Source organism: Pseudomonas endophytica (assembly GCF_001411475.1).
Classification (GTDB): Bacteria; Pseudomonadota; Gammaproteobacteria; order Pseudomonadales; family Pseudomonadaceae; genus Aquipseudomonas; species Aquipseudomonas endophytica.
Window position 1 is genome coordinate 34,811 of record NZ_LLWH01000112.1, and the last position, 16,440, is coordinate 51,250.

General features: G+C 52.5%; 12 protein-coding genes and 4 tRNA genes. All 16 read right to left on the reverse strand.

Going from position 1 to position 16,440, the window contains the following annotated elements; all coding sequences use genetic code 11:
• Positions 1 to 26 precede the first annotated feature (26 nt).
• Positions 27 to 2,132: an elongation factor G gene (gene fusA / locus AQS70_RS08550; RefSeq protein ID WP_055102396.1), complete on the reverse strand. Its 2,106-nt coding sequence runs from the start codon at positions 2,130 to 2,132 to the stop codon at positions 27 to 29.
• Positions 2,133 to 2,162: 30 nt separating this feature from the next.
• Entirely contained in the window at positions 2,163 to 2,633 is a 471-nt protein-coding gene (gene rpsG / locus AQS70_RS08555) for a 30S ribosomal protein S7 (protein WP_055102397.1), read from the reverse strand.
• 123 nt (positions 2,634 to 2,756) lie between these two features.
• Positions 2,757 to 3,128: a 30S ribosomal protein S12 gene (gene rpsL, locus AQS70_RS08560; RefSeq protein ID WP_002555494.1), complete on the reverse strand. Its 372-nt coding sequence runs from the start codon at positions 3,126 to 3,128 to the stop codon at positions 2,757 to 2,759.
• A gap of 216 nt (positions 3,129 to 3,344) precedes the next feature.
• Complete coding sequence (rpoC, locus tag AQS70_RS08565; RefSeq protein ID WP_048373851.1) at positions 3,345 to 7,544, reverse strand: DNA-directed RNA polymerase subunit beta'; 4,200 nt, start codon at positions 7,542 to 7,544, stop codon at positions 3,345 to 3,347.
• 64 nt (positions 7,545 to 7,608) lie between these two features.
• Positions 7,609 to 11,682 (reverse strand): DNA-directed RNA polymerase subunit beta, encoded by a 4,074-nt coding sequence (gene rpoB / locus AQS70_RS08570; protein ID WP_055102398.1) that lies wholly within the window; start codon positions 11,680 to 11,682, stop codon positions 7,609 to 7,611.
• A gap of 219 nt (positions 11,683 to 11,901) precedes the next feature.
• Positions 11,902 to 12,267, reverse strand: coding sequence for a 50S ribosomal protein L7/L12 (gene rplL, locus AQS70_RS08575; protein ID WP_048373854.1), 366 nt, complete (start codon positions 12,265 to 12,267; stop codon positions 11,902 to 11,904).
• Positions 12,268 to 12,347: 80 nt separating this feature from the next.
• Positions 12,348 to 12,848 carry a 50S ribosomal protein L10 gene (rplJ, locus tag AQS70_RS08580; RefSeq protein ID WP_003444392.1) on the reverse strand — a complete coding sequence of 167 codons (501 nt, stop codon included), beginning with the start codon at positions 12,846 to 12,848 and terminating at the stop codon, positions 12,348 to 12,350.
• Between the two features lie 195 nt (positions 12,849 to 13,043).
• A complete protein-coding gene (gene rplA, locus AQS70_RS08585; protein WP_055102399.1) occupies positions 13,044 to 13,739 on the reverse strand; it encodes a 50S ribosomal protein L1 in 696 nt (231 codons plus the stop codon).
• Positions 13,739 to 14,170 (reverse strand): 50S ribosomal protein L11, encoded by a 432-nt coding sequence (gene rplK / locus AQS70_RS08590; protein WP_008008888.1) that lies wholly within the window; start codon positions 14,168 to 14,170, stop codon positions 13,739 to 13,741. Before rplK ends, rplA begins: the two co-directional genes overlap by 1 nt.
• Positions 14,171 to 14,290: 120 nt before the next feature.
• Positions 14,291 to 14,824, reverse strand: a complete 534-nt coding sequence (nusG, locus tag AQS70_RS08595; protein ID WP_026014126.1) for a transcription termination/antitermination protein NusG — start codon at positions 14,822 to 14,824, stop codon at positions 14,291 to 14,293.
• A 9-nt stretch (positions 14,825 to 14,833) separates the two neighbouring features.
• Entirely contained in the window at positions 14,834 to 15,202 is a 369-nt protein-coding gene (gene secE, locus AQS70_RS08600) for a preprotein translocase subunit SecE (protein ID WP_055102400.1), read from the reverse strand.
• A 45-nt stretch (positions 15,203 to 15,247) separates the two neighbouring features.
• Positions 15,248 to 15,323: transfer RNA gene (locus AQS70_RS08605), tRNA-Trp, on the reverse strand.
• 243 nt (positions 15,324 to 15,566) lie between these two features.
• Positions 15,567 to 15,642, reverse strand: a tRNA-Thr gene (locus AQS70_RS08610).
• 24 nt (positions 15,643 to 15,666) lie between these two features.
• Positions 15,667 to 15,740 (reverse strand) — tRNA-Gly (locus tag AQS70_RS08615).
• Between the two features lie 24 nt (positions 15,741 to 15,764).
• A tRNA-Tyr gene (locus AQS70_RS08620) sits at positions 15,765 to 15,849 on the reverse strand.
• A 141-nt stretch (positions 15,850 to 15,990) separates the two neighbouring features.
• The gene (locus tag AQS70_RS08625; RefSeq protein WP_241492816.1) at positions 15,991 to 16,440 is read right to left on the reverse strand and encodes a hypothetical protein; all 450 of its coding nucleotides are present in this window, start codon (positions 16,438 to 16,440) and stop codon (positions 15,991 to 15,993) included.

The window sequence follows — 16,440 nt, forward strand, 5'->3', positions numbered from 1 at the left end:
CTCCTTGCCTAAAGGACTGAACTAAATCAGCCTTGTTTTTTAGTAACAGCATCGACGATGTGCGACGGCGCTGTATCGTATTTTTTGAATTCCATAGAGTAGCTTGCGCGACCCTGAGACATGGAACGAACGTCAGTCGCATAACCGAACATTTCACCCAACGGAACTTCAGCACGAATAACTTTGCCGGAGACCGTATCTTCCATACCCTGGATCATGCCGCGACGACGATTCAAGTCGCCCATCACGTCACCCATATAGTCTTCAGGTGTAACAACCTCTACCGCCATGATTGGCTCAAGCAGCTCACCACCACCTTTGGAGGCCAGTTGCTTAGTAGCCATGGAAGCAGCCACCTTAAACGCCATCTCGTTGGAGTCGACGTCGTGGTAAGAACCATCAAACACGGTAGCCTTCAGGCCGATGAGCGGATAGCCGGCAACAACACCGTTCTTCATCTGCTCTTCGATACCCTTCTGGATAGCCGGGATGTATTCCTTAGGAACCACACCACCTACCACTTCGTTCACGAACTGCAGACCTTCCTGACCTTCGTCAGCAGGTGCAAAACGGATCCAGCAGTGACCAAACTGACCACGACCGCCGGACTGACGAACGAACTTGCCTTCGATCTCACAGTTCTTCGTGATGCGCTCACGATAGGAAACCTGAGGCTTGCCGATGTTGGCTTCGACGTTGAACTCACGCTTCATCCGGTCAACCAGGATGTCGAGGTGCAATTCGCCCATACCGGAGATGATCGTTTGACCAGTCTCTTCATCAGTTTTAACACGGAAAGACGGGTCTTCCTGAGCAAGCTTGCCCAGCGCAATACCCATTTTTTCCTGGTCATCTTTGGTCTTAGGCTCAACAGCAACCGAAATAACCGGCTCCGGGAAGTCCATACGAACCAAGATGATTGGCTTGTCAGCGTTGCACAAGGTCTCACCAGTGGTGACATCCTTCATGCCGATCAAGGCCGCGATGTCACCAGCGCGTACTTCCTTGATCTCTTCGCGGGCGTTTGCGTGCATCTGCACCATACGACCCACACGCTCTTTCTTACCTTTAACCGAGTTGATCACGCCGTCACCGGAGCTCAACACGCCCGAATAAACACGGACGAAGGTCAAAGTACCCACGAATGGGTCAGTAGCGATTTTGAACGCCAGAGCCGAGAACGGCTCGCTGTCGTCTGCATGACGCTCCAACTCGATGGTCTCGTCATCCGGGTCAGTACCCTTGATGGCCGGAATCTCGGAAGGTGCAGGCAGGTAGTCGATAACGGCGTCGAGAACAAGAGGAACACCCTTGTTCTTGAAGGAGGAACCACAAACAGCCAGAACGATCTCACCAGCAATAGTACGCTGACGCAGAGCGGCCTTGATTTCCTCGTTGGTGAGTTCTTCACCTTCAAGGTACTTGTTCATCAGTTCTTCGTTGGCTTCGGCAGCAGCCTCAACCATGTTACCGCGCCACTCTTCAGCCAACTCTTGCAGTTCAGCAGGAATCGCCTCACGACGTGGAACCATACCCTTATCAGCATCATTCCAGTAAACAGCTTCCATAGTCATAAGGTCGATCTGACCTTGGAAGTTATCTTCTGAACCGATAGCCAATTGGATTGGCACAGGCGTGTGACCCAGACGCTGCTTGATCTGACCGATCACGCGCAGGAAGTTAGCGCCAGCACGGTCCATCTTGTTCACATAAACAAGACGTGGAACACCGTACTTGTTGGCTTGACGCCATACGGTTTCCGACTGAGGCTCAACACCTGAAGTACCACAGAACACCACGACCGCGCCGTCGAGTACACGCAGGGAGCGCTCAACTTCAATAGTGAAGTCAACGTGACCCGGTGTATCAATTACGTTGAAACGGTACTGGTCTTTGTGCTGCTTAACAGAACCCTGCCAGAAGGCGGTAATAGCAGCAGAAGTAATGGTAATACCACGCTCCTGCTCCTGAACCATCCAGTCTGTGGTCGCGGCGCCGTCATGCACCTCGCCCATTTTGTGACTTTTGCCAGTGTAAAAAAGGACGCGCTCAGTGGTGGTGGTTTTACCAGCATCCACGTGAGCAACGATACCGATGTTACGGTAGCGATTAATCGGAGTAGTACGAGCCATAAAGCCCTCGCAAAGTGAGTAGCGCTGAAATTAGAAGCGGTAGTGCGAGAAAGCTTTGTTGGCCTCAGCCATACGGTGCACGTCTTCACGCTTCTTAACTGCTGCGCCTTTGCCTTCAGCAGCGTCCAGCAGTTCGCCAGCTAAACGCAAAGCCATAGACTTTTCGCCACGCTTGCGTGCGAAGTCTACCAACCAGCGCATTGCCAACGCGTTACGACGGGAAGGACGAACTTCGACCGGAACCTGGTAAGTAGCACCGCCTACACGGCGCGACTTCACTTCGACCAGCGGAGCGATGGCGTCGAGTGCTTTCTCGAAGAGTTCCAGGGGATCGGCGTTCTTACGTTCTTTAACCTTTTCCAGCGCGCCATAAACGATACGCTCGGCAACGGCTTTTTTGCCGCTTTCCATCACGTGGTTCATGAACTTGGCCAGAATTTGGCTTCCGTATTTTGGATCGTCAAGCACTTCGCGCTTGGCTGCTACGCGTCTTCTTGGCATGGATAAGCCCTCAAACGGTCTTCAGGTTAGCTCGGGACCACTACACCCTAGGGATGCACGCCCGACCTTACTCTTATCGACTCAGAAAAAAAGAAATCTGCATTTTTTACCAACTACCGAAAACTACTTCGGCTTCTTGGTACCGTACTTCGAACGACCTTGGTTACGACCTTTAACGCCGGAAGTATCCAAAGAGCCGCGGACGGTGTGATAACGAACACCTGGCAAGTCTTTTACACGACCACCACGAATCAGTACCACGCTGTGCTCTTGCAGGTTGTGACCTTCACCGCCGATGTACGAGGAAACCTCGAAACCGTTGGTCAGGCGCACACGGCATACTTTACGCAGTGCCGAGTTAGGTTTTTTCGGCGTAGTTGTATACACACGGGTGCATACGCCACGACGTTGCGGGCAGTTTTGCAGCGCAGGTACGTCGGATTTCTCGACGATACGCTTACGCGGCTGACGTACCAGCTGGTTGATAGTTGCCATCTACTAGCTCCACTGTTGTCTTGCGACGCTATTGTCTTACAAGAAAAGCAAAATGACGGGAACGAATCCCCGCCAAATTTAGGGGTACAAGAGTCTAAAGAGGATCCTGCCCCCAGTCAAGGCAAGGCCCCGACCTTCCCGCTCATCAAAGCTCGACTTATTGTCTCGATTCGATGAACGGAACGGTCAGGGCCTGCCCTTCATTTATCGCAGAACTCAGTTACCGCTTGAGTTCAACGCTTCGGTCAGCGCTGCTTCCACTTCACTGGCGCTTACGCGCAAAGGCTTGTCAGCATCACGGCGGCGCTTACGCTCGCTGTGGTAAGCCAAACCAGTACCAGCCGGGATCAAACGACCCACGACAACGTTTTCTTTCAGGCCGCGCAAGTAATCGCGCTTGCCGGTTACCGCAGCTTCGGTCAGTACGCGGGTTGTCTCTTGGAAAGAGGCCGCAGAGATGAACGATTCTGTCGACAACGACGCTTTGGTGATACCCAACAGAACGCGAGTGAACTTAGACACAAATTTGTCTTCGTTACCCAGACGCTCGTTCTCGACCAGTACCTGCGTCAGCTCCATCTGGTCGCCCTTGATGAAAGAAGAATCGCCAGACTCGGAAATTTCAACTTTACGCAGCATCTGACGCAGGATGGTCTCGATGTGCTTATCGTTGATCTTCACGCCTTGCAGACGGTAAACGTCTTGAATCTCGTTAACGATGTACTTGGCCAGCGCACTCACACCCAACAGACGCAGGATGTCGTGCGGATCGCTTGGACCGTCAGAGATAACTTCGCCGCGGTTCACTTGCTCGCCTTCGAAGACGTTCAGGTGACGCCACTTTGGAATCAGCTCTTCATATGGATCCGTGCCGTCGTTCGGAGTAATAACCAAGCGGCGCTTGCCTTTGGTTTCTTTACCGAACGCGATGGTGCCGCTGACTTCAGCCAAAATAGAGGCTTCTTTCGGACGACGCGCTTCGAACAAGTCAGCAACGCGTGGCAGACCACCCGTGATGTCTCGAGTTTTCGAAGTTTCTTGTGGAATACGAGCGATTACGTCACCGATCGCGATTTCCGCACCATCCGCTACACCTACCAATGCGTTGGCTGGCAGGAAGTATTGAGCGGGTACGTCAGTACCTGGCAACAACAGATCCTTACCATCAACACCTACCATCTTAACGGCCGGGCGAATTTCTTTACCGGCAGCTGGACGGTCTTTGGCGTCAAGCACTTCAATGTTGGTCATACCGGTCAATTCGTCGGTCTGACGCTTGATCGTGATGCCTTCTTCCATGCCTACGTAGGTCACGGTACCTTTCATTTCGGTAACGATTGGGTGAGTGTGCGGATCCCACTTGGCTACGATCGAGCCAGCGTCAACCTTGTCACCTTCTTTAACCGAAATTACTGCACCGTACGGCAGCTTGTAACGCTCACGCTCACGACCGAAGTCATCGGCGATTGCCAGCTCACCCGAACGCGATACAGCTACCAGGCAACCATCTACACGCTCAACGTGCTTCAGGTTGTGTAGACGAACAGTACCGCCATTCTTCACCTGAACGCTGTCAGCAGCAGAAGTCCGGCTTGCCGCACCACCGATGTGGAACGTACGCATTGTCAGCTGTGTACCCGGCTCACCGATCGACTGAGCAGCGATTACGCCGACAGCTTCACCGATGTTCACCTGGTGACCACGGGCTAGATCGCGGCCGTAGCACTTGGCACAAATACCGAAACGGGTTTCGCAGCTGATTGGCGAGCGAACGATCACCTCGTCGATGCTGTTCAGCTCGATGAACTCAACCCATTTCTCGTCAACCAAGGTGCCTGCAGGAACGATAACTTCATCAGTACCTGGTTTGAATACGTCACGGGCGATTACTCGACCCAGTACGCGCTCACCCAACGGCTCTACAACGTCACCGCCTTCAATGTGCGGAGTCATCAGCAGGCCGTGCTCGGTACCGCAGTCGACTTCAGTCACGACCAGATCCTGCGCAACGTCTACCAGACGACGCGTCAAGTAACCGGAGTTAGCAGTTTTCAAGGCGGTATCCGCCAGACCCTTACGAGCACCGTGAGTCGAGATGAAGTACTGAAGTACGCTCAAACCTTCACGGAAGTTCGCAGTAATCGGCGTTTCGATGATGGAGCCATCTGGTTTAGCCATCAGACCACGCATACCGGCCAACTGACGGATCTGCGCAGCAGAACCCCGTGCGCCGGAGTCGGCCATCATGTACATGGAGTTGAACGACTCTTGCTCAACTTCATCACCGTGACGGTCAATAACCTTCTCTTTCGAGAGGTTCGACATCATCGCCTTGGACACTTCATCGTTAGCTTTCGACCAAAGGTCGATTACTTTGTTGTACTTCTCGCCCTGAGTTACCAGGCCCGAGGCGTACTGACTTTCGATTTCTTTCACTTCATCGGTAGCAGCGCCGATGATGCGAGCCTTCTCATCCGGGATAACGAAGTCGTTAACACCGATCGAAACGCCGGAAATAGTCGAGTAAGCGAAACCGGTGTACATCAACTGGTCAGCGAAGATCACAGTCTCTTTCAAACCAACCACGCGGTAGCACTGGTTGATCAGCTTGGAGATTGCCTTTTTCTTCATCGGCAAGTTGACGACGTCGTACGATAAGCCTTTTGGAACAACTTGGAACAACAGCGCACGGCCGACAGTCGTGTCGACGATACGAGTGTTGGTCACGCTGCCGCCATCACGGTCATTGACAGTTTCGGTAATTCGCACTTTGACCTTTGCGTGCAGTGCGGCTTCGCCGGCACGGAACACACGGTCAACTTCTTGTAAATCAGCGAATACACGACCTTCGCCTTTGGCGTTGATCGCTTCACGCGTCATGTAGTACAGACCCAATACAACGTCCTGCGAAGGTACGATGATTGGCTCACCGTTCGCTGGCGACAGAATGTTGTTGGTCGACATCATCAACGCACGTGCTTCCAACTGAGCTTCCAGTGTCAGCGGTACGTGTACAGCCATCTGGTCGCCGTCGAAGTCGGCGTTGTACGCAGCACAGACCAGAGGGTGAAGCTGAATAGCTTTACCTTCGATAAGTACCGGTTCAAATGCCTGAATACCCAGGCGGTGAAGCGTAGGAGCACGGTTGAGGAGTACCGGGTGTTCGCGAATCACTTCAGCGAGAACGTCCCACACCTCTGGCAACTCGCGTTCAACCATTTTCTTGGCCGCTTTAATGGTGGTTGCAAGACCACGCATTTCTAGCTTGCCGAAGATGAACGGCTTGAACAGCTCAAGAGCCATTTTTTTAGGCAGACCGCACTGGTGCAGACGCAGGGTCGGACCTACGGTAATTACCGAACGACCCGAGTAGTCAACACGCTTACCGAGCAAGTTCTGACGGAAACGACCTTGCTTACCCTTGATCATGTCAGCCAAGGATTTCAGAGGACGCTTGTTCGAACCAGTGATAGCGCGGCCACGGCGACCGTTGTCCAGCAGGGCGTCGACAGCTTCTTGCAACATACGTTTTTCGTTACGCACGATGATGTCCGGAGCGGACAAATCAAGCAGGCGCTTCAAACGGTTGTTACGGTTGATCACTCGGCGATACAGATCGTTGAGGTCGGAAGTCGCGAAACGACCACCATCCAACGGAACCAAAGGACGCAGGTCTGGCGGCAGAACCGGCAGAACGGTCAGAACCATCCACTCTGGAAGGTTTCCGGAGCCCAGGAAGGCTTCCATCAGCTTCAAGCGCTTGGACAGTTTCTTGATTTTGGTTTCGGAGTTGGTTTGCGGAATCTCTTCACGCAGACGTCCAATCTCGTGTTCCAAGTCGATAGCGTGCAGCAGCTCACGAACAGCCTCTGCACCCATACGGGCATCGAAGTCGTCGCCGAACTCTTCTAGCGCTTCGAAATACTGTTCATCGTTCAGCAGCTGACCTTTTTCAAGGGTAGTCATGCCTGGATCGATAACGACATAGCTCTCGAAGTAGAGAACACGTTCGATATCACGCAGGGTCATGTCCATCAGCAAACCGATACGGGACGGCAGCGATTTCAGGAACCAGATGTGTGCAACTGGCGAAGCCAGTTCAATATGAGCCATGCGCTCACGACGGACCTTGGCCAGTGCAACTTCAACGCCGCACTTCTCACAGATCACACCGCGGTGCTTCAAGCGCTTGTACTTACCGCACAGGCACTCGTAATCCTTTACCGGGCCAAAGATTTTGGCGCAGAACAGGCCGTCACGCTCAGGCTTGAACGTACGGTAGTTGATGGTTTCCGGCTTTTTAACTTCACCGAACGACCACGAGCGGATCATCTCAGGCGATGCCAATCCAATACGGATGGCGTCGAACTCTTCGACTTGACCCTGGTTTTTCAGCAAATTCAGTAGGTCTTTCAAGGCCTTTCCTCCTGGCGGAGCAGAGAGCGGGCAGTGCAGCCCCGCTCTCGATTCGCGTCACGTGTTATTCGGTTTCCAGATCGATATCGATGCCGAGGGAACGAATTTCTTTGATCAACACGTTGAAGGACTCGGGCATGCCCGGCTCCATACGGTGATCGCCGTCCACGATGTTTTTGTACATCTTGGTACGACCGTTCACATCGTCCGACTTCACTGTGAGCATTTCTTGCAGAGTGTATGCCGCGCCATAAGCTTCCAGCGCCCAGACCTCCATCTCCCCGAAACGCTGACCACCGAACTGCGCCTTACCACCCAACGGCTGTTGAGTAACCAGGCTGTAAGAACCAGTAGAACGAGCGTGCATCTTGTCGTCTACCAAGTGGTTCAGCTTCAGCATATACATGTAGCCAACGGTAACCGGACGCTCAAACTTGTTGCCGGTACGGCCATCAGTCAGCACCATTTGGCCGCTGTCTGGCAGATCTGCCAAACGAAGCATTGCCTTGATTTCGCTTTCTTTAGCGCCATCGAACACCGGGGTAGCCATCGGTACACCGCCACGAAGGTTCTTCGCCAGATCAAGAATTTCTTGATCCGAGAAGTCATCCAGGCTTTCTTGACGACCGCCAATTTCGTTGTAGATCTCGTGCAAGAACGTACGCAGTTCAGCGACCTTACGCTGCTCTTCAATCATGAGGTTGATCTTTTCGCCCAAACCTTTGGCTGCAAGGCCCAAGTGGGTTTCAAGAATCTGACCAACGTTCATACGCGAAGGTACGCCCAACGGGTTGAGGACGACATCAACCGGGGTGCCATTGGCATCGTACGGCATGTCTTCAACCGGCATGATCACGGAGACCACACCTTTGTTACCGTGACGACCGGCCATCTTGTCACCCGGCTGGATGCGACGGCGGATTGCCAGGTAAACCTTGACGATTTTCAGCACGCCTGGAGCCAGGTCATCGCCCTGCTGCAGTTTGCGCTTCTTGTCTTCGAACTTGTCATCCAACAGACGACGGCGATCAATGATGTAAGCCTGAGCTTTCTCAAGTTGCTCGTTCAGAGCATCTTCAGCCATGCGCAGTTTGAACCACTGACCGTGCTCAAGACCGTCCAGGACTTCATTGGTGATTTCTTGGCCTTTCTTCAGACCAGCACCACCCTCTGCAATTTGGCCAACCAAAGCAGAACGCAGACGTTCGAAAGTAGCGCCTTCAACAATACGGAACTCTTCGTTCAGATCTTTGCGGATTTCGTCCAGCTGAGTCTTCTCGATCGACAGAGCACGAGCATCACGCTCAACGCCATCACGAGTGAAGACTTGCACGTCAATGACAGTCCCTTTAGTACCGGTTGGTACACGAAGGGAAGTGTCTTTAACGTCGCTGGCTTTCTCACCGAAGATTGCACGCAATAGTTTTTCTTCTGGAGTCAGCTGGGTCTCGCCTTTCGGGGTGACCTTACCCACCAGAATGTCGCCTGGGCCGACTTCGGCACCAACGTAAACGATACCGGCTTCGTCCAGTTTGTTCAGTGCAGCCTCACCCACGTTCGGGATGTCTGCAGTGATTTCCTCTGGGCCAAGCTTGGTGTCACGGGCCACACAGGTCAGTTCCTGAATGTGGATCGTGGTGAAGCGGTCTTCTTGAACAACGCGTTCCGACAGGCAGATGGAGTCTTCGAAGTTGAAGCCGTTCCATGCCATGAAGGCGATACGCATGTTCTGACCCAGAGCCAATTCACCCATATCGGTGGACGGACCATCGGCCATGATGTCGCTGCGCTGAACCCGATCACCTTTACGAACCAGCGGGCGCTGGTTGATGCAAGTGTTCTGGTTGGAGCGGGTGTATTTGGTCAGGTTGTAGATATCAACACCAGCTTCGCCGGTCTCAACTTCATCATCTGCAACACGCACCACGATACGGCTAGCATCAACGGAATCAATAACGCCGCCACGACGAGCTACGACACAAACGCCGGAGTCACGCGCTACGTTACGCTCCATGCCAGTACCTACCAGCGGCTTGTCGGCGCGCAGTGTTGGTACAGCTTGACGCTGCATGTTCGAACCCATCAAGGCACGGTTGGCGTCATCGTGCTCAAGGAACGGAATCAGCGACGCAGCAACCGAAACTACCTGCTTCGGCGAAACGTCCATCAAGGTGACGTCTTCTGGCGCCTTAACGGTGAATTCGTTCAAGTGACGTACAGCTACCAATTCATCAACCAGAACTTTCTGGTCGTTCATGGTGGCCGAAGCTTGAGCGATAACGTGATCCGCTTCTTCGATAGCCGAAAGGAACACGATCTCGTCGGTGACCAAAGCGTCTTTCACCACGCGGTACGGGCTCTCAAGGAAGCCGTACTGGTTGGTGCGCGCATAGGCAGCCAAGGAGTTGATCAGACCAATGTTCGGACCTTCTGGCGTTTCAATCGGGCATACACGACCATAGTGAGTCGGGTGTACGTCACGAACTTCAAAGCCTGCACGCTCACGCGTCAGACCGCCCGGGCCCAGTGCAGAAACACGGCGCTTGTGGGTGATCTCGGACAGCGGGTTGTTTTGGTCCATGAACTGAGACAACTGGCTGGAACCGAAGAACTCTTTCACTGCAGCAGCTACTGGCTTGGCATTGATCAAGTCTTGCGGCATCAAGCCTTCGCTTTCTGCCATCGACAGACGCTCTTTGACCGCACGCTCAACACGCACCAGGCCAACGCGGAACTGGTTTTCAGCCATTTCGCCTACGCAGCGAACACGGCGGTTACCCAAGTGGTCGATGTCATCGACAATGCCTTTACCGTTACGGATATCGACAAGTGTCTTCAGTACGGCAACGATGTCCTCTTTGCACAACACGCCCGAACCTTCGATTTCGGTGCGACCGATACGACGGTTGAACTTCATCCGGCCGACCGCAGACAGGTCATAACGCTCAGGGCTGAAGAACAGGTTGTTGAACAGAGTTTCAGCAGCATCCTTAGTTGGAGGCTCGCCAGGACGCATCATGCGATAGATCTCTACCAAGGCTTCCAATTGGTTGCCGGTGGAGTCTATTTTCAGAGTGTCGGAAATGAACGGCCCGCAGTCGATGTCGTTGGTGTACAACGTTTCGATGCGTACAACTTGGCTCTTAGCAACCTTTGCCAGGATCTCAGTTGTCAGCTCAGTGTTGCACTCAGCAATTATTTCGCCAGTCGCCGGATGCACGATGGCCTTAGCCGTTGTGCGGCCTAGGACATAGTCCAATGGCATAACCAGCTCTTTGATGCCGGCTTTTTCCAACTGGTTGATATGACGAGCTGTAATACGACGGCCTTGCTCGACGAGCACCTTGCCTTTGTCATCAGTGATATCAATGGCCGCGATTTCACCGCGCAGACGCTGAGGCACAAGTTCTAGGCTAATTGTTTCGCCCTGAACGTGGAATACGTTAGTCGTGTAAAACGCTTCCAGTACTTGCTCAGTTGTATAGCCCAGCGCTCGCAGCAATACAGATGCAGGAAGCTTACGACGACGGTCAATACGGACGAACACGCAGTCTTTAGGGTCGAACTCAAAGTCCAACCACGAACCACGGTAAGGAATGATACGCGCGGAGTAAAGCAGCTTACCGGAGCTGTGCGTCTTGCCGCGGTCGTGGTCAAAGAACACGCCCGGGGAACGGTGCAGCTGGGAAACAATCACACGCTCGGTACCGTTAATTACGAAGGTACCGTTTTCAGTCATCAGGGGGATTTCACCCATGTAGACTTCTTGCTCTTTGATGTCCTTGATCGCTTTGTTCGACGATTCTTTGTCGAAAATGATCAAACGAACCTTCACCCGCAAAGGTACGGCGTAAGTTACACCGCGCAACACGCATTCTTTGACATCAAATGCCGGTTCGCCCAAGCGATAACCGACATACTCCAGCGCAGCATTGCCGGAGTAGCTGATGATCGGGAAAACGGATTTGAAGGCCGCATGCAGGCCCACGTCGCGGAACTGATCTTTAGTCGCTCCCGCCTGCAAGAATTCACGATACGAATCCAGCTGGATTGCCAAGAGATACGGCACATCCATGACGTCCGGCAACTTGCTAAAGTCCTTGCGGATACGTTTTTTCTCAGTATATGAGTAAGCCATCAGCGTTCCCCAGCTTGGTCACCTGCTTGTTTGGCCCCTCCCGACGGGAGCAGCCAGAAAATCGTGCAAACCCCTTGGTTTGCTCCACCGCACAGGGTGGTTACAGCTCGTTTATGGCGCCAACCCAGTCGGCTGCCAAGAACGGAAAAAGGCCGGTGGCAAGAGCCACCAGCCATCAGCCTCAGCTTAACGCTTGGGCTGGAGACGCAAGGTCGATGCTTACTTCAGCTCGACTTTAGCGCCTGCTTCTTCCAGAGCAGCTTTGGCTTTGTCAGCTGCGTCTTTAGCAACAGCTTCCAGAACCATTGCTGGAGCGCCGTCAACTACTGCCTTGGCTTCTTTCAAGCCCAGACCTGTCAGTTCACGAACAGCCTTGATCACGTTAACTTTCTTCTCGCCAGCTTCCAGCAGCATGACGTTGAATTCAGTTTGCTCTTCAACGACAGCAGCGGCAACAGCAGGACCAGCAGAAGCAGCAGCAGCAGAAACGCCGAACTTCTCTTCCATTGCTTTGATCAGCTCAACGATTTCCAGAACGGATTTCTCGCCGATTGCTTCGATGATTTGCTCGTTAGTCAGAGACATGACTATAAATTCCTGTATTGGGGTGACAGCCTAAGCGGCCATCGAAATAAACAATAAACGCTGAAAGGAGTCGCTCAGCCTTAAGCTGCAGCTGCTTCTTTCTGGTCGCGAAGGGCCGCCAGAGTACGAGCCAATTTGCTGGTAGCGCCTTGAATCACGCTCATCAGCTGAGAAATTGCTTCGTCACGGGTCGGCAGACTTGCCAGTACGTCGATCTGATTAGCTGCGAGGAACTTGCCCTCGAACGCAGCTGCCTTGATCTCGAACTTATCCTGACCTTTAGCGAACTCTTTGAACAAACGGGCAGCAGCACCTGGATGTTCGTTGGAGAATGCGATCAAGGTCGGGCCAGTGAACACGTCGTTGAGAACACTGTATTCAGTGTCAGCAACTGCGCGCTTGAGCAGGGTGTTACGTACAACACGTACGTAAACGCCAGCTTCACGAGCCTCTTTACGGAGTCCGGTCATAGCGCCTACTGTCACACCGCGGGCATCAGCCACAACAGCAGACAGAGCAACTTTGGCAGCCTCGTTGACTTCAGCGACGATGGCCTTCTTGTCTTCGAGTTTAATTGCCACGGGTTTAACTCCTGCTTGTTACCGTTTCATCTGACCTGAGTCGGATGTCGTTTTGGTGTCTGATTCGGTAAGGAACCGGGAGCACCATCTGCGTAGGCTTGAGGTTTAAGACTTACGTCGCCTACGGTCTTGGATAGCCCCCGCCAGGCAGGGACCCCAATCTTTCATTGACGCAGCATGCTGTGCCAATTTGTCTTACGCGTTCAAAGAGCCTTGGTCGATGACCAAGCCAGGACCCATAGTGGTGCTCAGGGTGACGCGCTTAACGTAAATACCTTTCGACGAAGCTGGCTTGATACGCTTCAAATCAGCGATCAGCGCTTCAACGTTTTCTTTCAGTTGTTCAGCGTCGAAACCGACCTTACCAACGGAAGTGTGAATGATACCGTTTTTGTCTGTGCGATAACGAACCTGACCAGCTTTTGCGTTCTTAACTGCGTTAGCTACGTCTGGAGTTACTGTACCAACTTTAGGGTTAGGCATCAGACCACGTGGACCGAGGATCTGACCCAACTGACCAACAACGCGCATAGCATCTGGAGATGCAATAACTACGTCGTAGTTCAGGTCGCCGGCTTTCATTTCAGCAGCCAGGTCGTCCATACCAACGCGATCAGCACCAGCAGCCAGAGCAGCTTCAGCAGCCGGGCCTTGGGTGAAAACTGCAACGCGTACAGTCTTACCAGTACCGTGTGGCAGCACAGTAGCGCTACGAACGACCTGGTCAGATTTACGTGGGTCAACGCCCAAGTTAACAGCGATGTCAAAAGACTCGTTGAATTTAACAGTCGACAGCTCAGCCAGCAGAGCAGCAGCGTCTACAAAGTTGTAAGACTTGCCAGCTTCAATTTTACCGGCGATTGCCTTTTGACGCTTAGTCAGCTTAGCCATTACACACCCTCCACGTTAAGGCCCATGCTACGAGCAGAACCGGCGATGGTACGCACGGCCGCTTCCATATCAGCTGCAGTCAGATCCGCGTTTTTGGTTTTCGCGATTTCTTCCAGCTGAGCACGGGTAACAGTGCCAACCTTAACGGTGTTTGGACGAGCGGAACCGCTAGTCAGACCAGCAGCCTTCTTCAGCAGAACCGAAGCAGGGGTCGACTTAGTTTCGAACGTGAAGCTACGATCACTGTAAACAGTGATGATCACTGGAGTCGGCAGGCCTGGCTCAATACCCTGAGTACGGGCGTTGAAAGCTTTGCAGAACTCCATGATGTTCACACCATGCTGACCCAGAGCTGGACCAACAGGTGGGCTTGGATTGGCCTGAGCGGCCTTCACTTGCAGCTTGATGTAAGCGGTAATCTTCTTGGCCATGAGGCACTCCAATTACGGGTTCAGACGCCTAAATCAAAAGGCTCCCCGGTTACTTGCGTGTTTATCCCAGTGACGACAAAACCCCACGACCGAAACCGTGGGGTTGGGATGCGTGTCCAGCTAGACCTTTTCGACCTGGCTAAACTCTAGCTCCACCGGAGTGGAACGTCCGAAAATGAGCACAGCCACTTGGATGCGACTCTTTTCATAGTTAACTTCTTCGACCGTGCCATTGAAGTCGGCAAACGGACCGTCGGTAACACGAACAACTTCACCTGGCTCGAACAAGGTCTTCGGCTTAGGCTTATCGCTACCGTCAGCAACGCGACGCAGAATCGCTTCTGCCTCTTTATCGGTAATCGGTGCAGGCTTATCAGCTGTGCCGCCGATAAACCCCATTACACGAGGAGTATCCTTGACCAAGTGCCAAGTGCCTTCGCTCATGTCCATCTGGACAAGCACATAACCAGGGAAGAACTTACGCTCACTTTTGCGTTTCTGGCCATTACGCATTTCAACCACTTCTTCAGTGGGAACCAGAATTTCGCCGAAGCCATCTTCCATGCCTGCCAGCTTAATGCGCTCAATCAAAGAGCGCATAACATGCTTTTCGTAACCCGAATAAGCATGCACTACGTACCAACGCTTAGCCACGGGACACCCTTAGCCAACAATCAAGGAAACAAGCCAGCCGAGCAGAGAATCTAACCCCCACAACAGCAACGCCATAACAAGAACAACAGCAACAACGATCAACGTAGTCTGTGTAGTTTCTTGGCGAGTTGGCCATACGACTTTACGAATCTCAGTGCGAGCTTCCTTTACCAGGACAGCAAACGACTTGCCTTTTGCAGTCTGCAAGCCAACGTAGGCAGCAGCAGCAGCAATCACAAGAAGCGCAATGACGCGATACAGGATCGGCGAACCAGAATAATACTGATTCCCAACAACGCCAACAACCACAAGCGCAACCACTACTAGCCACTTGAGGAGATCGAAGCGAGAGCCTTGAACTTCAGCCTTGGGAGTCATCAAAGAGGATCCTGTGAAAAGAAAGCCAGACGCATTAAACGAATCTGGCAGGTCAGGAGGGAATCGAACCCCCAACCTACGGTTTTGGAGACCGTCGCTCTGCCAATTGAGCTACTGACCTAAAACATTATCGAGCCGCCGATTATGCAGACCCGAGAGAGACTTTTCAACCATCAATGCAATTACTTTTATCAACAAGCCAAATCAGCTAGATGACACGTCAGCAGCAGAATGCAGGCCACCAACTGAAGTAACCACCAACCAGAGCAGCGACACCAAACAAAAGCATCACCAGCAAACACTCCAGACAGACTATTAAGCCTGTTAAAACAAAGGCAGATATTCACATATCTGCCTTGTTATATGGAGCTCTTGAGCGGATTTGAACCGCTGACCTCACCCTTACCAAGGGTGTGCTCTACCAACTGAGCTACAAGAGCAAAACACCACTGAAACCAACATAATGGAGCGGGTGGCGGGAATCGAACCCGCATCATCAGCTTGGAAGGCTGAGGTTCTACCACTAAACTACACCCGCAAATCTTGCTGATTTGCGCAAATATGGTGGAGGGGGAAGGATTCGAACCTTCGAAGTCGTAGACGTCAGATTTACAGTCTGATCCCTTTGGCCGCTCGGGAACCCCTCCTGAGCTGAGCGGGATTCTACATCATCCCAACTCTTTGTCAACCGCTTTTCTCAATTAAATCATTAAGTTAGCTTGTTAACTTTCTCCACAACTCAACCCGTTGCCGGTGTTCACTGTGGAGCGGGCGCCATTCTATGCAAACTATCGAGTGCCCGCAACCCCCCGGCACTGCTTTTTTTCGTATTTTAACTCATTGAATTCATTGAGAAGGTTTTGTAAAACTCTTTCAACTGCCTGCGCCTCATAAGATGAGGGTACGCCTATGACAAAATTCCCGGGGCCAGCATTATCTACAGCCTCCAACTCACCATTTAGGCCTGCAGCAGCCAAACTCCCTTTAACTTTATTTTGTTCGTCGATACTCATGAGCCCGCTCAAGTAAAAGCATGCAACTCGTGCGCCACTCTCATTACGCGTGGTTTCACCTGCTTTCCGCCCCCCTTGCGCTTCGCTCAGCAGCTGTATCTCCTGTTTACTGCCTTTATAAAGCGATAGAGACAAAACTTCTTTAGCTTTTAACGGCGCTTCTTGCTGGAGCCATACAAAGTAAAAAATATTCAATACAACCAGTAGCAAGAACAACCAGCGCAT